The sequence below is a fragment of the Paraburkholderia phenoliruptrix genome, assembly GCF_902859825.1.
GTDB classification, from domain to species: Bacteria; Pseudomonadota; Gammaproteobacteria; order Burkholderiales; family Burkholderiaceae; genus Paraburkholderia; species Paraburkholderia phenoliruptrix.
Genome location: NZ_CADIKB010000025.1, coordinates 17,522 through 39,754 on the forward strand (window position 1 = coordinate 17,522; position 22,233 = coordinate 39,754).

Below are 22,233 nucleotides of genomic sequence, written 5' to 3' on the forward strand. Positions count from 1 at the left end.
TGCAACGCTACTTGCCCGATACCGACAGCCGCAGCTTGCCTGAACCGGCAGGCGTCAAGGTGATTTCCGTGCGCTTGCCCGGCGCGCCGAGATAAAAGTGCTGACGTCCCGGCGAATTCTGATCGTGCGTCGCGTCCGGCAAGCATGAGGCAATGTCTGCGGCGACGGCCTGCAAGGCATCCGCCGTCGAACCCGAATCGCGATGCGGCGTCCACATGCACTGATAGCTGCCCCGCGCGGCGGAGCACTGCGCGTCGTCGCCATAGGGTTCGGCGACGCCTTTGCCGTCGTCCGCGGTGAGCGAGGCGAACCCGCCGGGCGCGGCCGCCACAATCCGTTTCAGCGATGCACAGGGGCTCGGCGAATCATCGGCATAGGCGGCGCAGGGTGCAAAGCCGCCGAGCGACGCGACGGCAAGCGTGGTAACGAATAGCGGCTTGAGCTTCATGTCGGCGGGCGCTTTGAAGGTGGCAGATGCTCACGGCAAGAGCACGCTTCGTGCCCTTCCCGGCGGCGCCAGCCCGCGCCGCCCACCGATAGGCATGCAACTTGCATCCTCGCGATACCGGCTGACTGACCTTCAGTCCATCACCTGATGCCACAACCACCGCTATGTCAAAAGCCAATCACACGACTGACCGCCTTCGCTCGGGAATCGACGGAATCGATGACGTCCTGGGAGGCGGTTTTACGCCGCACCGCATGTATCTCGTGGAAGGCGCGCCCGGCACGGGTAAAACTACGCTGGCCTTGCAATTTTTACTTAAAGGCGTCGAGGAAGGCCAAACCGGTCTGTACATTACGCTCTCGGAGACGCGCTCGGAGCTGATCTCGGTCGCCGACAGCCACGGCTGGGACCTGAGCCAGTTCCATATTCTCGAGCTGCTGTCCGACGAGGGGCTCGATCCGCAATTCGAGCAATCGGTGCTGCATCCCGCGGAGGTCGAGCTGGGCGAAACGGTGCGCAACGTGATCAGGCAAGTCGACGAAATCAAACCCGCGCGCATCGTCCTCGACAGTTTGTCGGAATTGCGCCTGCTGTCGCAGAACGCGCTGCGCTACCGGCGGCAGATTCTTGCCCTCAAGCGCTATTTCGCCACGCGCGAGTGCACCGTGCTGCTGCTCGACGACAACACCTCGGATCCGTCGGACATTCAGTTGCATAGCATCGCGCACGGCGTGATCACGCTCGATAACCTCGTGCACGACTACGGCGGCAACCGGCGCCGCGTGCGCATCGCCAAGATGCGCGGCATCAAGTTTCGCGAGGGCTATCACGACTTCTCGCTCGACACGGGCGGCATCAAGGTCTATCCACGCCTTGTCGCCGCGGAGCATCACGCCGAATTCGATACGGCGTTGATGAGCACCGGCACGCCGGGCCTCGACGTGCTGCTCGGCGGCGGCCTGATTCCGGGCACCAATGCGCTGATCGTGGGTCCTTCGGGCGTCGGCAAAACCACCACGGTCGTCTCATGTCTGATTGCGGCTCTTCAACGAGGCGAGCGCTGCGTCTATTACGTATTCGACGAAACGCTCGTCACGCTGATCGCGCGGTGCGCGACGGTCGGCATGAATCTGCAGCCCTATGTGGATAGCGGCTTGCTCACGCTGCGCCAGATCGACCCGGCCGAAATCTCGCCGGGCGAATTCGCGACCGATGTGCGCGTCTCGGTCGAACAAAGGGGCGTGAGATACGTCGCGATCGACAGCCTGAACGCCTACCTGCAAGCCATGCCGGGCGAGCGCTACCTGCTGCTGCAGATGCACGAACTGCTCGGCTATCTCAACCAGCAAGGCATCATCACCATGCTGGTGCTCGGGCAGCACGGCATTATCGGCGAGGTTCAAAGCGATATCGACATCAGCTATCTCAGCGACGTCGTCATCCTGTTCCGTTACTTCGAGCATCACGGCGAAGTCCTGACCGCCGTGACTGCCGTGAAGAGTCGTGCCAATGCCCACGAGCGTTCCATCCGCCAGTTCAGGCTGACAGAGACCGGCGTCGAGGTGGGCGAAGCGCTGCGCGATTTCGAAGGCGTGCTCTCGGGGCTGCCCGCCTATCGCGGCAGCACCGCGCTGCTCGGCGCGACCGACCACGTCATCGACGCATCGCGGCAGTAAGCTCATGGAGCAACGCGTTCTGATCCTCGCGCCGTTTGGCCGCGACGCCGATGTCATTGCCGAAGTCCTGAACAAGGACAACCGGGTATGCGTCGTCTGCCGCGATGCCGACGCGCTGACTGAAGCGCTCGACGCCGGCGCGGGCAGTGCGCTGATCGCCGAAGAAGCGCTCGCCGACAAACACGCGACGCGTCTTTTCGACTGGCTCGAAAACCAGCCGGCGTGGTCCGACTTTCCCTTCATTCTGCTCGCGGCGGCCGGCATCGGGCATCGCTCGGCGCGCGGGATCGAAGTGCTGGAGCGGCTCGGCAATGTCGTCGTTCTCGAACGGCCGCTCAACTCGGAGACGCTGCGGCGCGCGGTCGCCTCGGGGCTGCGGGCGCGCGCCCGCCAATACGAATCGCGCCGCCATCTCGCCGAGCGCATCGAGGCGCAGGAAGCGTTAGTCCAACTAAACGATTCGCTCGAAAGCAGGATCGCCGAGCGCACTCATGAGCTCGCCTCAGCCAACAACCGGCTGATGATGGAAATCCACGAGCGCGCAAAAGTGCAGGCCGTGCTCGTGCAGTCGCAGAAAATGGAAGCACTCGGTCAGCTCACCGGCGGCATCGCGCACGACTTCAACAATCTGCTGAACGTCATCATGGTCAACTCCGAGTTGATTGCGCGCGTGAGCGGCGACGAGCGCATTCGCGGCATGGCGGCGACCGTCAAGCGCGCGACCGAACGCGGCGCGAAACTGACGGGCCAGTTGCTCACTTTCTCGCGCAACAGCAACCTCGACCTGAAGGCCGTGGACGTCGTCGCCTTGCTGCAAGGCATGCGCGACATCATCACCGTGTCGCTCGGATCCGGCATCAGCTACAGCAATGAATTCGAAAGCGACGAGATGTGGACGCAGGCCGACGCGAACCAGCTGGAGCTTGCCGTGCTGAATCTCGCGATCAACGCACGCGACGCCATGCCCGGCGGCGGCCAGCTGAGCGTGCGCGTGAAGGAACGCCCCGCGCCGGATCAAACCCTCGCCGAGGGCCGCTATGTCGTGATCGAGGTCGCCGACACCGGCTCGGGCATACCGCCCGACATCGTGACGCGCGTGTTCGATCCGTTCTTTACGACGAAGCCGATCGGCAAAGGAACCGGACTCGGCTTGAGCCAGGTCTACGGCATCGCGCGCCAGGCGGGCGGCACCGCACGGCTCGTGAGCGAGGAAGGCGTCGGCACCACGGTCGAACTGTGGCTGCCGCAGCGCGACCGCGCCGCCCCACAAAATGCCGAGGTCTTCGATACCGAGGCGAACGCTGTCGGCGAAAAACGCGTGCTCGTGATCGAAGACGACAGCGAAGTACGCGCCATGCTCGTGGAGTCGCTGAAAATGCTCGGCTACAACGTGACGGAAGCCGCCGACGGGCGCGCCGGCCTGAACCGTCTCGAAGACGACAACCCGGACCTGCTGATGGTCGACTTCGCGATGCCCGGCATGAACGGTATCGACGTCATCGCGGAAGCGCGCAAGATGCGCCGCGATCTGCCGGTGATTCTCGCAACCGGTTACGCCGACGTCGACATTTCCGGTCTTGCGGTGGAACGCTGCACGGTATTGCGCAAACCGTTTCAGCTCGACGATCTCGCGCGAACCATCCGGCTCGGACTGGTTGCCTGAAATACTTGCTTCATCCGGCGCCGCCAAAAAATTTCCAATTCGATAGTTTGCTAACGATTGTTTTGGAAATACAATACCGGCCATGACGAATCTCGACGCCTTACGCCGCAAAGTCAGCAGCACGCTCGTGATTGCTGCCCGCAAGTGGCGGCGCACGAGTCATGGCGTGCTGTCCGCATTTAACGTGTCGGAGGCCTGCGCCACGCCGCTGCTGACGGCGAGCCGGCTTGGCGAAGCGGTCCGTCAGGTCACGCTGGCCGATTACATCGGCATTGAAGGGCCCTCGCTTGTGCGTCTGCTCGACCAGTTGTGCGCCGCGGGCCTCATGCGCCGCGACGAAGACCCCGCGGACCGGCGCGCCAAAACCGTGGTGCTGACCAAAGAAGGCCGAGCCGTGACGCAGAAAATGGAAGAAGAGCTCGTCACACTGCGTGCACAGGCGCTCAAAGGCATTTCACGCAGCGACCTCGAAGCCACCTTGCGCGTGCTGTCCGCGTTCACCGCTGATTCTGCGCAAGAGCCGCAAGCCGTGAGTACGGCGCGTGCCGCAAAGCAGAGCCCCTCCACGAAGTCAGCAAAAGCACAACGCGCGAAGCCGCGTCGCGCCACGCCTGAGGACCGGCGTAACGCGCCATGATCTACCCCTCCGCTCGCGACTGGCTCTTTTCGGTCAAGACTTTTGCCGCCGCGATGATCGCGCTGTACATCGGCCTCGCGCTTGAATTGCCGCGTCCCTACTGGGCGATGGCCACGGTGTATATCGTGTCGAATCCGTTCGTCGGCGCCACACGCTCGAAAGCGATTTATCGTGCGCTCGGCACCGTGCTCGGCGCGTCGGCGGCCGTGCTGCTGGTGCCGCCCTTCGTCGAATCGCCTTATCTGTTCAGCGTGGTCCTCGCGCTCTGGGTCGGCACGCTGCTTTTTCTCGCCATGTCCGACCGCACCGCGCGCAGCTACGTGTTCCTGCTCGCGAGCTATACGATGCCGATCATCGCGCTACCCGCCGTGACGAACCCCACGGGCGTGTTCGATCTTGCCGTGAGCCGCACGGAGGAGATCACGCTCGGCATTGTCTGCGCGAGCATTGTCGGCAGTGTGCTGTTTCCGAGCCGGCTCGCGCCGACCATCATCGAACGGACCGATGCGTGGTTTCGCGACGCCGCCTTTTACTCGACGGAAACGCTGTCGGGGCGCATTGCCGGCGCGGCGATTTCCGGTGCGCGGCAGCGGCTCGCGGCCACCATCAACGGTCTCGAGTTACTGCTGAGCCAGCTCGCGTACGATCACACGCGCCCCGACCTGCTCACGCGCGCGCACGAACTTCGCGGACGCATGCAACTGCTGCTGCCGCTCATGTCGGCGCTGGCCGATCCGCTCATCGCGCTCTATAACAGCGGCAGCCACAAGTGGCCGGAAGGGCTCGAAGCACTGCTCGCGGATATCGTCAAATGGTTCAATGCGCCGCTGCCGGCCGCGAGCGCGGGCTATCATCCCGACCCCGCCGCGAACGCGCTGCGCGAGCGTGTTGCCGCGATGCAGCCGCCGCCCGCCGCGCTCACCACGTGGGAGGGCGCGCTGCTGTCCAGCGCGCTGTGGCGCATGAAGCAGGTGATCGACGTATGGCAGGACTGCCGCTCGCTGCGCATCATCATCACGCGTGAAGAAGGCTTCTGGCGGCCGCGTTTTCGTCATTGGCGGCTTGGCGGCACAGAACGTTTCTACGATCGCGGCATGATGCTGTTTTCCACCGGCTCCACCGCAGCAGCCGTGATTCTCGCGTGCAGTTTGTGGATCGGCTCGGGCTGGGCGGATGGCGCCAGCGCCGTGACACTCGCCGCGGTCGCGTGCTGCTTCTTCGCCGCACTCGACGAACCCGCGCCGATGGTGTTCCGCTTCTTCGTTGCAACCGCTATCAGCGTGGTCGCGGCAGGCGTGTATCTGTTCGCCGTCTTGCCGCACGTGCATGACTTCCCGATGCTGGTGATTCTGTTCGCCGCGCCGTTCATTCTGGTCGGCACGCTGATTCCGCGCCCGCAGTTCAATATGGTCACAGTGCTCGTCGCCGTGAACACCGCGACATTCATCAGCATTCAGGACGCTTACGACGCGAACTTCCTGACCTTCCTGAACAGCAATCTCGCGGGTCTCGCAGGGCTGCTCTACGCCTATGTGTGGACTCGTGTGACGCGTCCGTTCGGCGCAGAACTCGCGGCGGCTCGTCTGTTGCGCTCGAGCTGGAGCGACGTCGCCTTGACCGCGTCCACGCGACCCATCGAAGACCCGCGCAATCACGCGGCGCGCATGCTCGACCGGCTGATGCAGCTGATTCCGCGGCTCGGCGCGACCGACGACCATCGTCATCCTTCTATCGAAAGCTTTCGCGATCTGCGTATCGCGTTCAACTCCATCGACCTGCGCCGGCTCACGCGCAAGCTGGGCGGCGAAGCGCCGGCCGCGATCGAGCAGGTGCTCGACGACGTACGCGCCTATTACGAAAGCTGCGTGAACCGTCGCATGCGCGAGCCGGTGCCGAGGAGCCTCATGTCGTCGATCGATTCAGCCGTCGCGCGCGTCACCGCACAAGGGCTCGCGAATGCCGGCGCGCCGAGCGCGGCCTCGCAGACTTCGGCACGCCATTTGCGCGACGCGCTGCATGCGTTGATCGGCTTGCGTCTGTCGCTCTTTCCCGCCACGCTGCAAGCAGTCGCGCCGCCCGCACGCGAGGCGGGTGCCTGATGCGCGGCCCAACCCCTTTGCCCCGTTCCCGCGATGATCGGTGAAATCGATATCTTCGGCGTATTCGTGCCGGCCGTGCTGGTGCTGATGCTGGTCGCCTACCTGATCAACCTCGCCATCCGCGCGGTGCTCGCGCGCGTCGGCTTTTATCGCTTCGTGTGGCATCGCTCCATCTTCGATCTCGGCATCTATGTACTGGTGCTGGGCCTTGTCGTCGTCGTTTCGCACAGACTCGTTTCGTGAAATCAACGTGAAAAAAACCTGGTTCTCCGTCGGTCAGATCCTGCTGACCCTGATCGTCGTCGTGATTGCGGCGCTCGTGCTGTGGAAACTGGTCGGCTACTACATGTTCGCGCCATGGACTCGCGACGGGCATGTGCGCGCCGACGTGATTCAGGTCGCGCCCGATGTCTCGGGACTGATCTCGTCGGTTGAAGTCGTGGACAACCAGCAGGTGAAGCACGGCCAGGTGCTGTTCGTCATCGATCAGGCGCGTTATGCGCTTGCGCTGCGTCAGGCGCAGGCCACGGCGCAGCAACGCCGCGCCACGCTCGACCAGGCGCGGCGCGAAGACGCGCGCAATCGCAAGCTCGGCAATCTCGTCGCCGCCGAAGTCGCCGAAGAGAGCCGCTCGCGCGTCGATCAGGCGGAAGCGGCACTGGCCGACGCGAATGTCGCCGTCGACACCGCCAGGCTGAACCTGCAACGCTCGACGATCGTGAGCCCCGTCGACGGTTATCTGAACGACCGTGCGCCGCGTGCCGGCGAATTCGTGGCGGCGGGACGCGCGGTGCTTTCCGTGGTGGACATGCATTCGTTTCGCGTCGACGGCTACTTCGAAGAGACGAAGCTCGGCGGTATCGAGATCGGCCAACCGGTGGACATCAGCGTCATGGGCGAGCCTCACGTGCTGCGCGGCCACGTGCAGAGCATCGTGGCGGGTATCGAGGACCGCGACCGCACACAGGGCACCAATCTGCTGCCGAACGTGAATCCGGCCTTCAGCTGGGTACGGCTCGCCCAGCGCATTCCGGTGCGCGTCGCGCTCGACGAAGTGCCCGCTGATTTCCGCCTGATCGCGGGGCGCACCGCGACCGTGTCGGTGCGCGAAGCCGGGAAGCCGCGGGCGTCGCATGCGGCGGGCGCTTCCTATGCTTCGGGGGCTTCGGGGGCCGCCGCGGCACAACCCGCGCCCGCTGCCATCGCTTCGGGCGCCTCGCAATGAAACTGCCGCGCCGCATGCCGTCCCTGCCGTCTCCCACCGCGAGCGCACTCGCACTCGCCCTGCTGCCGCTCGCCGCGCTGCTCAACGGCTGCATGAATGTCGGCCCGAATTATTCGCTGCCGAAAGACGCCCTCGTCAACGCGCCGCTCGCCAATGCGCCCATCGAAGGCGCCGACGCCGCGCTCACCACGCGCGCCAATGTGCCGGCCGTGTGGTGGAAGCTATACGACGATCCGGTCCTGAACAGTCTCGTCGACGAAGCACTGCAATCCAATACCGACCTGCGCGTGGCCGCCGCGAATCTCGCGCGCTCGCGCGAGGCGCTCGGCGTCGCGCAGGCGCAAGGCGGGTTCTCCGGCAAGGCATCGGCGGCTTTCCAGCGCGCGCAGGAATCGGGCGAACAATACTTGCTGACCGAGAAATTGCCGGTTGTGAACGAAGGCGACGTCGGCATCAGCGTCGCCTATGAGATCGATTTGTTCGGCAAGCTGCGGCGCGGCGTGGAAGCGGCCCAGGCCGACGCCGAAGCAGTGCAGGCCGCGGGCGATCTCGCGCGAATCACAGTGGTCGCCGATGTGGTGCGCGCCTACGTCGAACAATGTTCTGCCGCCGAGGAGCTGAAAATCGCGCAGCAATCGCTCGCGTTGCAAAAGCAGCGCGTGGATGTATCGCGGCGCCTGCGTGACGCGGGCCGCGGCAATCAGACCGAAGTCACGCGCGGGCAAACGCAGGTGGATACCTTGTCAGCGGATATTCCGCGTTACACCGCGCGCCGCAAGATCGCGCAGTACCGGCTCGCGGCGCTGCTCGCGCGCGCGCCGTCCGACTTGCCGCCCGCCGCTCTCGCCTGCGAAAAGCTGCCGCAGATCAGGCAGCCCATTCCCGTCGGCGACGGCGCCGCACTGCTCAAGCGCCGGCCCGACGTGCGCGAGGCCGAGCGTCAACTGGCGGCTTCCACGGCGCGCATCGGCGTGGCGACCGGCGCGCTGTATCCCACGGTGAGTATCGGCGCCTCGGCGGGTTTAACGGGCGTGCTCGAAGATCTCGGCACCTCGCCCACCGCGCGTTGGGGCTTCGGTCCGCTCATCAGTTGGACTTTTCCTGCGAACGGCGCGCGCGGCCGCGTGCGGGAAGCAGCGGCGTCGAGCCAGGTGGCGTTGGCCCGCTTCGACGGCGTCGTCTTGACCGCGTTGCGCGAAACCGAGACCAACCTCGCGACCTACGCGTCCGATTACGCTCGCGCCGAAGCGTTGCGCGCCGCGCTCAAATCGGCAGCGCAATCCGCTGACGAAACGCACCGGCTGTATCGCGCGGGCCGCGAGTCCTTCATCTCCGATCTGGACGCAACGCGCACGCTCACCTCGACGAAATCGCAGGTCGCGGCGGCCGAAGGCCAGGTGGCCATCGACCAGGTCAATCTGTTCCTCGCACTCGGCGGCGGCTGGGAACAGGATCGGCAAAGCGCGCCTGCGGCCGGCGCGCCGACAGGAGCGAGCGCAACGGCACCGACGGCGACAAGCAAAGCTCCCTAACCTCATCGCGCGATTGCTTACGTTTTATTTCTGACAAACTTTCTTTTCCCTTTCATTTACGGTTAAATACGGGCCACTCACCACACGTTACGAGGCCAACGTATGTCGTCATTCATGAAAAGCGCAGCAGCATTGGGCGGATGCATCGGCATCTTCACGGCGGTGGTGGCCGTGCTCGAGTTGCTGGCGAGCTAGGAGGCGCTTGCCCGCGAAGCGCCGGTGCATCACGCAGGCCGGCGCTTCGCCGCTTGATGAATCGCGGCGCGCACACGCGGATACGTGCCGCAACGGCACACAATATGGCTCATGGCCGCGTCGATATCGGCGTCGGTCGGATGCGGCTTCTCCTTCAGCAGCGCGCAAGCAGCCATCAGTTGCGCGCTTTGACAGTAGCCGCACTGCACCACGTCGAGATCAATCCACGCTGCTTTCAACGCTTGGGCTTCTGCGCCTTGCAGTCCTTCTATCGTCGTGATCTTCTGCGTATTCAAATCCGACATGGATATCTGACACGACAGAAACGGCTTGTCGTTCAGATGCACCGTGCACGCCCCGCAAATGCCGACGCCGCAGCCGAACTTCGTACCCGTCATGCCGAGTTCGCAACGCAGCACCCACAGTAGCGGCATATCGGGCTCCACTTGCACCGCCACGGCCTGTCCGTTGATGTTCAGCGATCCCATCTGCGCCTCCCGCTTTATGTGAGTTTCAGGGGCAGCGCGCGCAGGCGCTTGCCCGTGAGTGCGAAAACGGCATTGGCTACGGCGGGCGCAATCGGCGGCACGCCAGGTTCGCCGACGCCTTGCGGATGCAACTGACTCGGCATGATGTCGACGTCGATCACCGGGCAATCGTTGATGCGCACCACCGGAAAGTCGACGAAGTTCTTCTGCTCGACCTGGCCGTTCACAATCGTGATTTCGTCCTGCAATGCGGCGGAAAGCCCAAACACGATGCCGCTCTCCATCTGCTGACGAATCAGATTCGGGTTCACCGGCAAGCCGCAATCGATCACGCAGATCACGCGATGCACGCGGATCCGGCTGCCGGGGCCAATGGACACTTCCGCCACTTGCGCGACGACGCTGCCAAATGCCTCGTGAAGCGCGACGCCGCGCGCACGCGGAGCGCCGTCGGCGGCATGCGTCAACGGATGCTGCCAATCTGACAGCACCGCCGCTCGCTGCAACACAGCCAGATGCCGCGGATGCTGCGCGAGCAGCGCCGCGCGAAACGCGATCGGATCCTGTTCGGTTGCCGCGGCGAGTTCATCGGTAAAACTCTCGGTGAAGAAGGCTTGATGCGAGTGGCCGACCGAGCGCCAGAAACCGACCGGCACCGGCAAGTCCACGATCTTGTGCGCAACGCGCGCCGCGGGCCACTCGTACGGCTGATCGAATGCGCCTTCCACCGTGGTCTTGTCGAGCGGCATGCGCGGTGCGCCGTAATAGCGCGCGAGCGCGTCGGGCACGATCGCCTGGCTCGCGGACGCGCTGTGCCACGCCACGAGGTTGCCGTTGCTGTCGAAGCCTGCCTTGAGCCGCGCTACGCAGGCCGGCCGATAGAAATCGTGCGTGAAGTCCTGCGCGCGCGACCAGAGCGTTTGCACGGGGCGGCCACCCGCCTCACGCGCAATCGCCGCAGCCTGCGCGATGTAATCGAGTTCGAGGCGCCGTCCGAATGCGCCGCCGAGCAACTGCGTATGCACCTGGACCTTGTCGTCGTCGAGATGCAGCACGTTGGCCACGTGATGTCGCGCGAGCGCAGGCATCTGCGTCGACACCCAGACATTCGCCGCGCCGTCCGCGACCTGCACGGTGCAGTTAAGCGGCTCGACCGCGCCATGCGCCAGATACGGCGCGTGATACTCAGCGGCGATGGTGCGCGCCGCGCCGTTCAGCGCGTCGTTGACCTCGCCGCGACGGTAGTACGCGTGGCCGTCGCCGTCGTCGAGTGCGAGCGCGAGGCGGCGCTCCACTTCGGCGCTCGACAGCGAAGCCGCGGCGCCGTGCGTCCAGTTCACCTTGATCGCGTCGACGGCGTTCATCGCGCGAAACGGGTTGTCCGCGATCACGGCGACGCCGCCCGTGCCGCCCGCATACGGCGCGAAAGCAAGCGCCTTGACGAAGCCGCGCATGGCCCGCGCCGCTGCCGCATCGAAGCTCGCGACCGTGCCGCCGAGCGTCGGGCACATCACGACGCTTGCGTACAGCAGGCCGTCCGGCAACGCATCGATGCCGAAGCGCGCGGTGCCGTTGATCTTCGACGCCGCCTCGACGCGCCGCAGCGGTTTGCCGATCAGCTTGAAACTGGCGGGATCTTTTAACGTGACCTTGCGCGGCAGCGCCTGCTGCGCGGCCATCGACGACAACTCGCCAAAGCTCGCCTTATGTCCCGATGGATGCACGACGTAGCTGCTTTCCGCGACGCACTCGCCGGGCGGCACATGCCATTGCGCAGCGGCGGCAGCAATCAACATCGCGCGCGCCGAGGCACCGGCCTCACGCATAGGAGTCCATAAATCATTGATGCTCGACGAGCCGCCCGTCATCATCGTGCCGGCTTCGCGCACGACTTTGCGCGTGTACCAGACCACCGCGCGCTTCGTGATGCTGTCGTGATCGGGGCGAAACGGCAGATCGTCAACAACGTTTTGCACGCTGTTATAGATGTTGTCGATCGGCGCCTCTTCGACGCGCACGCGCGACCAGTCGGCGTCCAGTTCCTCAGCAAGCAGCATGGCGAGACCGGTGTGCACGCCCTGCCCCATCTCCGCCTTGCAGACCACGACGGTCACGGTATTGTCCGCGGCGATCTTGACCCAGCCATTGAGCGCCGTTTGGGTGCCTTCCAGTGGCAAGGGCGCACTGGTCGTGAGGCGCTGCCGCGCGGGCAACACGGACCAGCCGACCAGCAACGCGCCCACCGCGCCGGCACCGCCGATGACGAAGGTTCTGCGCTTCATGATAATGGCCCGCCCCGCTTGCCCGCCGCTAACACGCATTGGGGGCGCGATTCGCGCCCTGCGTTCCCCACGCAATATTAGTAAGACGGAGGAACGCGCGCGGACTTAAATTCGTCGGACGAGGCCGTATGCGCGCGGGGCGGGCGCGCTAGCAAAGTCAGCCGGGGGTGCCCGAGTCGTGAGGCGTTTCATTAAATGGCTGCACGCCCCGCATTATTCGTCTGAGCTATCTGCGGTTGGACCCAGACATCACGTCGATCCACACTGCCAGCACGAGAATGCCGCCCTTCACAATCATCTGCCAATAGGCGTCGACGTCGAGCATCGACATGCCGTTGTCGAGGCTTGCCATGACCAGTGCGCCGATCAAGGCGCCATAGACCGTGCCCGAGCCGCCGCGCATCGACGTGCCGCCGATAAAGCACGCGGCAATCGCGTCGAGTTCGCCCATCGAGCCCGCGGACGGCGAACCCGCGGCAAGGCGCGCGGTGTTCACGATGCCGGCGAACGCGCACATCAAGCCCATCAGCGCAAAAATGACGAGCTTCACACGATCCGTGTTGACGCCCGAGAGGCGCGTCGCTTCCAGATTCGAACCCACCGCGTAGATGCGGCGGCCAAACACGGTCTGCGTGGCAATCCAGGTGAAGATACCGAGCAGCGCGAGCAGCAGCAACACAGGCACCGGAATGCCGCCATAGCGATCCAGCGTCGCGACGAAGCCCGCGAGAATCGCGCCCGCGCCGACCACTTTGGCGACGTCCTGCCAGATCGGCACCACGCTCAACTGATAGCGCTCGCGATTGCGGCGCTGACGTATCGTGAGAAACGCGAGCAGCAGAAACAGCACCACCGCGAGCGTATCGCCGGCGAGTTTCGGCAGATAGCCCTGACCCACGAACACGAAACTGTCGGACACCGGTGCGATAGTCGACCCGCCTGTCACGCCAAGCAGAATGCCGCGATACGCGAGCATGCCGCCAAGGCCGACAATGAACGAAGGCACTCGCCGGTAGGTCGACCACCATCCGTTGAAAAGGCCGATCAGTACACCCAACAACATCACAACCGGCAATGTGACGCCGATTGGCCAATGGCGGTTCACGTCGAGTATCGCGGCCACACCGCCGAGCAAGCCGAGCAGGGATCCAACCGATAGATCGATTTCGCCCGCAATGATCACGAATACCATGCCGCACGCGAGCATGCCGGTAATCGACATTTGCCGCAGCAGGTTCGACAGATTGCGCGGCGTGACAAACGCGCCGTGGGTCAGCAGCGAAAAGAAAATCCAGATCGCGGCCACGGCAATCAGCAACGCGAGAATCTTGTAGCGCGCGAACAGTTGCTGAATGCGCTGTGTGCCGCCGAATGCGCCTCGTGGCGCGGTCTCGTCGGCGCGTTGGGAAGTAACGTCGGGCGTCATGCTGCACTCGCTGCGGTAGGGTTCGGGACTCGCTGCACGGGACGGATCGCGGCGCTGAGAATGTCTTCCTGCGTGAGGCCGTCGTTGACGAAATCGCCACGCAGCTCGCCTTCGCCGATCACGAGCACGCGATCGCTCATGCCGAGCACTTCCGGCAATTCCGACGACACCATCACGATCGACATGCCGCGCTGCGCCAGTTGAAAAATGAGTTTGTAGATTTCGAATTTTGCGCCGACGTCGACACCGCGCGTGGGCTCGTCGAGTATCAGCACTTTCGGATCGGTCAGCAGCATGCGCGTCAGTACCGCCTTCTGCTGATTGCCGCCGGACAGACTCGCTATCGACAACATCGGGTGAGCCGCGCGCACGGAAAGCCGCTTCATTTCCGTGTGTATCGTGTCGAGTTCCGCTGCAGAGTCGATACGTCCACCCGATGCAAAACGCTGCAGCACCGCCAGCGTAATGTTATGGCCGACACTCAGGCCCGGCACGATGCCGTGGCGCTTACGGTCTTCCGGCACCATGCCGATGCCTGCGCGGATCGCATCGATAGGCGCGCGAATCTTGACCGGCTTGCCTTCCATGAGAACCGTCGCCTCGCTCACGCCGGGGTACGCGCCGAAAATGGCCTGCATCAACTCCGTGCGCCCGGCGCCGACCAGTCCGGCCACGCCGAGAATCTCGCCGCGCCGCAATTGGAACGACACATCGTTCACGCGCTTGCGGCGTGGATTCGTCACGTCGAAGCAGATCACGTTGCGGGCTTCGAAAATGACGTCGCCGATGGGATGCGGCTCGCGCGGAAACAGGTTCTTGATTTCGCGCCCGACCATCAGCGAGATGATGCGGTCGGTGGTGAGCGCGCGCATCGGCTCGGTGGCGACATGGCGTCCGTCGCGAATCACGCTGATCGTGTCGCAAACCGCGGCGACTTCGTCGAGCTTGTGCGAGATGTACACGCACGCCACGCCGCGCCGCTTCAGATCACGCACAATGTCCAGCAAAATCGCGATCTCGGCTGAAGTGAGCGAAGAAGACGGCTCGTCCAGAATCAGCAGTTTTGCGCGCTTGTTGAGCGCCTTGGCAATTTCTATCAGCTGCTGGTGGCCGCCGCCATAATTCATGACAGGCTGTGCGGCATTAATGCCGCTAATGCCGAGCTCGCGCAGCAATTCGTCGGCACGCTGATACATCGCGGCGTAATTCATGCGGCCGCCGGGCAGCGTGATTTCGTTGCCGAGAAAGATGTTCTCCGCCACCGACAACTCCGGCACCAGCATCAGCTCCTGATGAATGATGATAATGCCGGCGCGCTCGGTATCGCGTATGCTCGCGGCTTCCAGCGGCTTGCCTTCCCAGGTTATTTCGCCTTCCCAGGTACCGTGCGGATAGACGCCGGACAGTACTTTCATCAGCGTGGATTTGCCTGCGCCGTTTTCGCCGCACAAGCCGACGCACTCGCCCGGCGCGACCGTCAGGTCGATGCCGTCGAGTGCCTTTACGCCTGAAAACGCTTTGACGATGCCGCGCATCGTCAGTAACGGTTGCGTCATTCGCTATGCCTCGCTGCAGGGCGCGCGGGCACGCCGATACGATGCAACCGTACCGGCGTACACCGCGCGCGTTACGCTCATTGGCTCGCGAGCTGAGCCTGAGTGTAGAAGCCGTCCTTGACAACCACGTCCACATTGCTCTTCGTCAGCAACGTGGGCTGCAGCAACACCGTGTCGACCTTCTTCTTGCCGTTGTCGTATTGCGCGTTGAAGGCGGGCTTCTCGCCTTTCGCCAGCGCGACCGAGAGCTTCGCGGCTTCGCCGGCAATCAGCTTCAACGGCTTGTACACCGTCATCGTTTGCGTACCCGCAATCACGCGCTTGACCGCCGCGAGATCCGCGTCCTGGCCCGACACCGGCACCTTGCCCGCCATGTGTTGCGCGGCGAGTGCCTGGATCGCACCGCCGGCCGTACCGTCGTTCGACGCGACAATGGCGTCGATCTTGTTGTTGTTCGCGGTCAGCGCATCTTCGACAATGCGCAGCGCAGTCGACGCGCTCCACTCCGGCACCCATTGCTGACCGACAATCTTGATGTCGCCCTTGTCGATGGCCGGCTTCAATACCTTCAGTTGTCCTTCGCGCAACATCTTCGCGTTGTTGTCGGTCGGCGCGCCGCCGAGCAGGAAGTAGTTGCCTTTCGGTTGCGCCTTATACACGCCCTGTGCCTGCAATTCGCCGACCTTCTCGTTGTCGAACGAGATATAGGCATCCACGTCGGCATCCAGAATCAGGCGGTCGTATGACACCACCTTGATGCCCGCCTTTCTCGCTTCCGCCACCACGTTGCCGAGCGTCTTCGAATTGAACGGCACGATGACGATGACATCCACGCCGCGCGAGATCAGGTTTTCGATCTGCGAGATTTGCCGTTCCTCGCTGGCGTCCGCCGATTGCACCGACACTTTCGCGCCGAGCTTTTCCGCCGCGGCGACGAAATAGTCGCGATCGCGCGACCAGCGCTCGACGCGCAAGTCGTCGATACAGAAGCCGATTTCAGGGTGATCCTTGCTCGCGTGCGCGAGCGGCGCGACAAGCGACAGGCTGGCCAGCACCGCTCCACACACGAGCGAACTCAGTACAGTACGACGCGTTGCAAATTTCATCTCTGTCTCCTTCTTCTGATAGCCGGAATACCGGATTGGACGGCCTGCGCTGCGAGCCGCAGGTCCGGACAAGCGACAACCCAAAGCTTCTTTTTGTTTTCGCGCGAGACACGCCCGCGCGTCTTCTTCGATTGCAACGATGCTCTTTAGCGTCCGCTATAAATAGCCTGATTGACGATGTTTTCCATGCGTTCCTGCTGACCGCTCACATGCTGCGGATTCAGATCGCGCGACAACGCGTCAGCCGCGAGTGTCGACAGCGAGTAGTCGCCGGCCAGAATCTTGCGGCCGAACTCCGCGTCCCATCCTGCATAACGCTGGCGTTTGAACTGGCCGAGACGGTCGCTTTCGATCAGCACAGCCGCGCGTTCGACCGCGAGCGCGAGGTTATCAATTGCACCGACGTGGCCATAAAACAGATCTTCAGGATCCACACTTTGGCGGCGCACTTTCGAGTCGAAGTTCATGCCGCCCGTCGTGAAGCCGCCGTGCCGCAGGATTTCGTAGAAGGCAAGCGTCAGCTCTTCCACACTATTGGGGAATTGATCCGTGTCCCAGCCGTTTTGAGGATCGCCGCGATTCGCGTCCACGCTGCCGAAGATGCCGAGCGCATACGCCGTCGCGATCTCGTGATGAAATGAGTGCCCGGCAAGCGTCGCATGATTCGCCTCGATGTTCACGCGGATTTCTTTCTCGAGCCCGTATTGCAGCAGGAAGCCGTGCACGGTCGCGACATCGTAATCGTATTGATGCTTGGTCGGCTCCTGCGGCTTCGGCTCGATCAACAGAGAACCTTTGAAGCCGATCTTGTGGGCATGCTCGACCACCATATGCAGGGAGCGCGCGAGTTGATCGCGTTCACGCACGAGGTCGGTATTGAGCAGCGTGTCGTAACCTTCGCGTCCACCCCACAGCACATAATTCTCTCCGCCGAGCCGCTGCGTCGCGTCAAGCGCGTGACGTACCTGCGTGGCGGCAAACGCGAAGATCTCCGGATCGGGACTCGTCGCCGCGCCGGCCGCATAACGCGGATGCGAAAACAGGTTGGCCGTGCCCCACAGCAGTTTGATGCCCGTGTCCTGCTGTTTGCGCGCGAGGTAGTCCACTATGCGGGAAAAATTCTCGCTGTATTCCTTGAGGCTCGCGCCTTCGGGCGCGACATCGGTATCGTGAAAGGTGTAATACGGCGTGCCCAGCTTCGAGAAGAATTCGAATGCGGCATCCGCTTTCAGATGCGCCATTTCCATCGCGTTGCCGGGCTGCTGCCAGGGGCGCCTGAACGTGCCCTGGCCGAAAATGTCCACGCCCGGCCACACAAAGGTATGCCAGTAGCACACTGCAATGCGCAGATGTTCTTCGAGCGTTTTGCCGAGTACCTTTTTGCTTTTATCGTAATAGCGATACGCAAGCGGATTGTCCGATTGCGGGCCTTCATAACGGATCTCGGGAATATGTTCGAAGTAGGACATCAGCGTCTCCTTCCCATCTAAAGGGATATGTTGCACCGCAACCCGTGCGACATGGCCGGGACGGTCGATAAGGTGACGCCATGCTGCCGCTTGCACGAGGCATCGGCAATTGCGAAATTGCGCAGTGTGCTTGATGTTTCTTACCGCCCGCCGTTTTGTTTTGCCCAGGCGCGCGATTCGCGGCCTAGAATAACTGGACGCTTAAAAACAAGGACTCAGGAGACAAAGGTACTGCGAGTTGACGACTCGCATGCCGCTCACCGCCATGACCCGTTCGCCAACACCCCAGACGACCCATCGGATCGCGCTGCTGTTCAACGCGAACAAGGTCTACGACCGCGAGATCATTACCGGCATCGGCAACTATCTGCTATCCACGCGCGTGGCGTGGGATCTCTTTCTGGAAGAAGATTTTCGCTGCCGGCTGGCGGGCATCGAGCGCTTTGACGGCGACGGCATCATCGCCGATTTCGACGATCCAGCCGTGAGTGAAGCGCTGCGCGATTGTCCGTTGCCGGTGGTCGCAGTGGGCTCGTCATTCGAGGACCCGGCGCAATATCCTCCGGACTTACCCTATATTGCGACCGACAACAGCAAGCTCGTCTCCCTCGCCTACACGCATTTGATCGGCGCGGGCCTCGAGCATTTCGCGCTATACAGCCTGCCGCAGGCCCCGCAAAACCGCTGGGCGCAGGAGCGCGAACTCGCCTTCGCGCATCTGCGTCACGCGGACGGCCACAGCGCGGAGCAGATTCAGAGCGAGATTTATCGCGGCCTGTCGACCAGTGCACCTTCATGGAATCAGGCAACCGAGCAACTCACGGCGTGGCTGCGTGAGTTGCCGAAGCCCGTCGGCATCATTGCCGTGACCGACGCGCGTGCAAGGCATTTGCTGCAAGCGTGCCTGATTGCCGGCATTCCCGTGCCCGAGGAAGTCGCGATTATCGGCATCGACAACGATCCGCTCACGCGCACACTCACGCGCATTCCGCTTTCGTCGGTCATTCAGGGCACCGAGGAAATGGGCCGCACCGCTGCTCACCTTCTGCACCAGATGTTGCGCGGCGCCCGCTTTCCAGGGCGGCGCATTCTGGTGCCGCCTGTCGGCATCAACGTGCTCGAATCGACGAAGCACCAACCACTCGCGAGTCCGTATGTGATGCGCGCGCGGCACTTTATTCGTCAGTACGCGTGCCAGGGCATTCGCACCGAACAGGTGGCCGATTATGTCGGCGTGTCGCGTTCGTCGCTCGAAGAGTACTTTCGACGCGAGCGGCAATGCACGGTACATCAGGAAATCTTGCGCCATAAACTCGATGTCGCGAAGGCGCTGCTTGCGAAGCGCGATGCGTCCAGCGCCGAAGTGGCCATACGCTGCGGCTTCACGTCATTGCAATACATGTATGCGGTGTTTCGCCGTGAGCTGGGATGCACGCCGCGCGAGTATCAGGAGCGCGCCAACTCGATTCAGGCTTCCGAGCCAGGCTGAGCATGCCTTTACTCTCTTATTCTTTATCGACGACATGATCAGCATTGCACAACTTTCCTCCGAATCATGGGGCGCGCTGAGAGGCGGAGACCCGGTGTCGCTCTTCACACTGCGCAACGCGCACGGGATGAAGGTCGCCATCAGCAATCTGGGCGGCACACTCGTTTCGTGGCACGCGCCGGATCGCGCCGGACGACTCGGCGACATTCTGCTCGGCCACGACACGCCCGCTCAATATGTTGCGGCCACAACCTATATGGGCGGTCTGATTGGCCGCTGGGCGAACCGCATTGCCGACGCACGCTTTACACTCGACGGCATTGAGTACACGCTCGACCGCAATGAAGGCACGAAACTGCTGCATGGCGGTAGCGTTGGCTTTCATCGCGCGATATGGGACGTGAGCGAAGACAACGGGTCGCTGCTCATGCGTCTGGAGTCGCCGGAAGGCGATGCCGGCTTCCCGGGGAATGTGACCACGCAAGTCCGCTATACGCTCGACGACGACGGCACCTTGACGATCGAATACGAAGCCATGACGGACGCCGCCACGCCGCTCAATCTCACGAGCCACGGCTACTTCAATCTGACGGGACGCCCCGGCACCGATATTCGCGGACATATGCTGTCAATCGACGCGGATCAGTTCTTCGAAGTCGACGCGGCCATGATCCCTACGCGCCTTGCCGATGTAGCGGGCAACGCCTTCGACTTCCGGCAAAGCGCGCCGATTGGCGCGCGCCTCGACTGGCCGCACGGGCAACTGGTGCAGGCAGGCGGATTCGATCACTGCTATGTGTTACGCAACGCGGCTGGCGGCTCCGGCAATCTGCGCGAAGTCGCCTGTCTCTATGACCCCGGCAGCGGCCGCGAATTGACCGTCTCAACGGATCAGCGCGGTTTGCAGTTTTACAGCGGCAACTGGTTGAAAGGCGAAGCGGGGCGCGGCGGAGTGGTCTATCAGGCGCATGCGGGGCTGTGTCTCGAAGCGGGCGGTTTTCCGAACCAGGTGAATATGCCGGCAGAACAGGAAGATGTCATTCTGCGGCCGGGCGAAACCTACCGCCAGGTCACGGCATACCGCGTGGGTGTGCGCCAGGGCGTGTGACAGCTCACTGCAAAGGCTGACGTGCTCGATTACAGCTAGCCGACTTATCAATTGCTGCAAGAGTGAATTACTGTATTGGACGTTTCCTCTTGCATAACCGCTTCCTACAATCCGCGCATGGTGCCGAGAATCCGCTGCGGCATCGGAACACCATTCCCGGAGGAAGCATATGAAAACGCTGATTAGAGCAGTCGCGCTCGCCGTTGTTCTGGCTGCGCCGGTCGCCTCGTTTGCACAGTCGGAGCAGCCGCTCACGCGCGCCGAAGTGAAGGCGCAGTTAAAGCAGATCGAACAGGCCGGCTACAATCCGGCGACGGCCGTGGATGCGAACTATCCCGCCGATATTCAGGCAGCCGAAGCTCGCGTCGCCGCACAGAATGCGATGGCGCAAAGCGACACCACGGGGTATGGCTCGACGGCGACGGGATCGTCGCAAACAGGATCTGGCGTGCCGGCTCAGTAACGGCGGTTCCCCGTTGGCATGTGGCGCCTTGCCGTCGACGGAAGGCGCAGTTCATTCTGCGCCTTCTGCGTTTCCTACTGCAATTGCACGCTGTTTTATCCGCCCAGCCTTTCAATGCTGCAAAGTCACCGCGCTCCCGCTTGACTCCGGCTCCTGCTGCGCTATCTGCGATGCCTCTGCAAGAAGCCGCGTCGCACGGCTCGCCGTAATGCGGCTTTGCGGCACGCCTTTCGCGTCGAGCGCGATCACCTGATACAACTCACGGTCACATTCCAATTCGCGCTGATACTGTTCCGCCGTGTCGACGAGCAATTCGAGCATGGTCTGGCGACGGTGGCGCTCATCGCTGGTAATAGCAGGAATCCTACATATCGAGGCCGCAAGCGTAGTCAAGGTATTCAGTTGACTCAATTGCCGGTCGCATAGATCGAACGCCGACAGGGCGAGCTTTTCGTATTGAAGGGCGTCGACGGGCGGGCGCGTGGCGAGTGGATTCTTGGCGGATTTGCTCATGCTGCGATCTCCTGTTTTACTTCTTCAGATCGCCCGACACTCGCTTGCAAGGTGGGTGAGCGGGCACGTAGCGGGTTAGCAGACCGGCGTTACGTCGAACCGGCGAGCCTTTCGGCTCCCCACCACGGCCCACCCATTGAAATATAGACGAACAGAGGCAAACGCACTCCCGTCTGAGCGGGTGTGCGGACGTAACGGTCAGGCTGCTAAACCTGGTCGCCAGGTGTTTCCCAACGACTCGATAATTATAAGGCAGCGAACCCTCAAAAGGTCTTTTGGGATGAGCTGAAGATGCGCTTTCGCTGCATCCGCTCTAAGATAAGCCTTCGAAAAAGGAGCGCTTATGGGATCAACCGTCAAGAACTCATTGCTATGGGTGTTCGACCCATTGAACGACGACGCGGGGTTCATGAGAAAACGCATGTTCGGTTTCGAAGCCGCTTATATGGACGGCCTGCTGTGCCTCTCGGTCGGCAATGGCGAAGAACCGTGGAATGGGCTGCTGGTGTGTACGTCGCGTGAACGGCATGCAGATCTTGTTCGCGAGTTTCCAGAACTCGCGCCGCATCCTGTGCTGGGCAAATGGCTCTATCTGTCGCAAAGGAATGAGGACTTCGAAGCGATTGCCGGCACGCTGGTCAAACTCGTCAGCAGGCGTGACTCGCGCATTGGAGTCGAACCGGGCGCGAAGAAAAAGAAATCAAAGAAGGTCATGGGGAGCTAGGGGTCGCCAGCCTCGACGCCGAGATTGCCCGACGCAGTGGCCGCTTAATTAGTCGTTCTCTGAGCCCGCGCGCAGGATTCCCAGCCCGCGCCGCCGACACTGGCGCCCGTGGTGCCTTCGCCACCCTCGAACCT

Annotated in this window: 19 protein-coding genes; 11 read left to right on the top strand and 8 right to left on the bottom strand. The window is 62.9% G+C overall.

Annotated elements, in window-relative coordinates; all coding sequences use genetic code 11:
• Window positions 1–7: 7 nt before the first annotated feature.
• A complete protein-coding gene (locus HV711_RS22000; RefSeq protein WP_028361779.1) occupies window positions 8–448 on the bottom strand; it encodes a hypothetical protein in 441 nt (146 codons plus the stop codon).
• Between the two features lie 164 nt (window positions 449–612).
• Between HV711_RS22000 and HV711_RS22005 the strand changes: the two genes are divergently transcribed.
• The 7 genes from HV711_RS22005 (at window position 613) to HV711_RS22035 (ending at window position 9,280) form a co-directional block, all read left to right on the top strand.
• Entirely contained in the window at window positions 613–2,124 is a 1,512-nt protein-coding gene (locus HV711_RS22005; protein ID WP_035484098.1) for an ATPase domain-containing protein, read from the top strand.
• 4 nt (window positions 2,125–2,128) lie between these two features.
• Window positions 2,129–3,787: an ATP-binding protein gene (locus tag HV711_RS22010; protein WP_013591545.1), complete on the top strand. Its 1,659-nt coding sequence runs from the start codon at window positions 2,129–2,131 to the stop codon at window positions 3,785–3,787.
• Window positions 3,788–3,869: 82 nt separating this feature from the next.
• Entirely contained in the window at window positions 3,870–4,424 is a 555-nt protein-coding gene (locus HV711_RS22015) for a MarR family winged helix-turn-helix transcriptional regulator (RefSeq protein ID WP_028361776.1), read from the top strand.
• Window positions 4,421–6,523 (top strand): FUSC family protein, encoded by a 2,103-nt coding sequence (locus HV711_RS22020; RefSeq protein ID WP_035484099.1) that lies wholly within the window; start codon window positions 4,421–4,423, stop codon window positions 6,521–6,523. The genes HV711_RS22015 and HV711_RS22020 overlap by 4 nt, the downstream gene beginning before the upstream one ends.
• 33 nt (window positions 6,524–6,556) lie before the next feature.
• Window positions 6,557–6,766 carry a DUF1656 domain-containing protein gene (locus tag HV711_RS22025; RefSeq protein WP_006047726.1) on the top strand — a complete coding sequence of 70 codons (210 nt, stop codon included), beginning with the start codon at window positions 6,557–6,559 and terminating at the stop codon, window positions 6,764–6,766.
• A 7-nt stretch (window positions 6,767–6,773) separates the two neighbouring features.
• Complete coding sequence (locus tag HV711_RS22030; RefSeq protein WP_035484100.1) at window positions 6,774–7,748, top strand: efflux RND transporter periplasmic adaptor subunit; 975 nt, start codon at window positions 6,774–6,776, stop codon at window positions 7,746–7,748.
• Entirely contained in the window at window positions 7,745–9,280 is a 1,536-nt protein-coding gene (locus HV711_RS22035) for an efflux transporter outer membrane subunit (protein ID WP_028361773.1), read from the top strand. Before HV711_RS22030 ends, HV711_RS22035 begins: the two co-directional genes overlap by 4 nt.
• Window positions 9,281–9,504: 224 nt before the next feature.
• Here HV711_RS22035 and HV711_RS22040 read toward each other — a convergent pair whose 3' ends face one another.
• From HV711_RS22040 to xylA, 6 genes are all read right to left on the bottom strand, one after another.
• Window positions 9,505–9,963: a (2Fe-2S)-binding protein gene (locus HV711_RS22040; RefSeq protein WP_013591539.1), complete on the bottom strand. Its 459-nt coding sequence runs from the start codon at window positions 9,961–9,963 to the stop codon at window positions 9,505–9,507.
• Window positions 9,964–9,977: 14 nt separating this feature from the next.
• Window positions 9,978–12,245, bottom strand: coding sequence for a xanthine dehydrogenase family protein molybdopterin-binding subunit (locus HV711_RS22045; protein WP_175145246.1), 2,268 nt, complete (start codon window positions 12,243–12,245; stop codon window positions 9,978–9,980).
• Between the two features lie 226 nt (window positions 12,246–12,471).
• A complete protein-coding gene (locus tag HV711_RS22050; RefSeq protein ID WP_013591537.1) occupies window positions 12,472–13,671 on the bottom strand; it encodes a sugar ABC transporter permease in 1,200 nt (399 codons plus the stop codon).
• Complete coding sequence (gene xylG, locus HV711_RS22055) at window positions 13,668–15,227, bottom strand: D-xylose ABC transporter ATP-binding protein (protein ID WP_035483726.1); 1,560 nt, start codon at window positions 15,225–15,227, stop codon at window positions 13,668–13,670. The genes HV711_RS22050 and xylG overlap by 4 nt, the downstream gene beginning before the upstream one ends.
• A 77-nt stretch (window positions 15,228–15,304) precedes the next feature.
• Window positions 15,305–16,333 carry a D-xylose ABC transporter substrate-binding protein gene (gene xylF, locus HV711_RS22060; protein ID WP_013591535.1) on the bottom strand — a complete coding sequence of 343 codons (1,029 nt, stop codon included), beginning with the start codon at window positions 16,331–16,333 and terminating at the stop codon, window positions 15,305–15,307.
• Between the two features lie 146 nt (window positions 16,334–16,479).
• Window positions 16,480–17,802 (bottom strand): xylose isomerase, encoded by a 1,323-nt coding sequence (gene xylA, locus HV711_RS22065; protein ID WP_035483728.1) that lies wholly within the window; start codon window positions 17,800–17,802, stop codon window positions 16,480–16,482.
• A gap of 265 nt (window positions 17,803–18,067) precedes the next feature.
• Between xylA and HV711_RS22070 the strand changes: the two genes are divergently transcribed.
• The 3 genes from HV711_RS22070 (at window position 18,068) to HV711_RS22080 (ending at window position 20,862) form a co-directional block, all read left to right on the top strand.
• Window positions 18,068–19,291 (top strand): XylR family transcriptional regulator, encoded by a 1,224-nt coding sequence (locus HV711_RS22070; RefSeq protein WP_035483784.1) that lies wholly within the window; start codon window positions 18,068–18,070, stop codon window positions 19,289–19,291.
• Between the two features lie 34 nt (window positions 19,292–19,325).
• Window positions 19,326–20,399: an aldose epimerase family protein gene (locus HV711_RS22075; RefSeq protein ID WP_035483730.1), complete on the top strand. Its 1,074-nt coding sequence runs from the start codon at window positions 19,326–19,328 to the stop codon at window positions 20,397–20,399.
• Window positions 20,400–20,568: 169 nt separating this feature from the next.
• Window positions 20,569–20,862 (top strand): DUF4148 domain-containing protein, encoded by a 294-nt coding sequence (locus tag HV711_RS22080; protein WP_013591531.1) that lies wholly within the window; start codon window positions 20,569–20,571, stop codon window positions 20,860–20,862.
• 111 nt (window positions 20,863–20,973) lie between these two features.
• On the opposite strand, the gene HV711_RS22085 is transcribed toward HV711_RS22080, so the two are convergent.
• The gene (locus tag HV711_RS22085; RefSeq protein WP_035483732.1) at window positions 20,974–21,375 is read right to left on the bottom strand and encodes a hypothetical protein; all 402 of its coding nucleotides are present in this window, start codon (window positions 21,373–21,375) and stop codon (window positions 20,974–20,976) included.
• A 343-nt stretch (window positions 21,376–21,718) separates the two neighbouring features.
• On the opposite strand from HV711_RS22085, the gene HV711_RS22090 reads away from it, so the two are divergent.
• Window positions 21,719–22,099 (top strand): hypothetical protein, encoded by a 381-nt coding sequence (locus HV711_RS22090; RefSeq protein WP_013591529.1) that lies wholly within the window; start codon window positions 21,719–21,721, stop codon window positions 22,097–22,099.
• The last annotated feature ends 134 nt before the right edge of the window (window positions 22,100–22,233 follow it).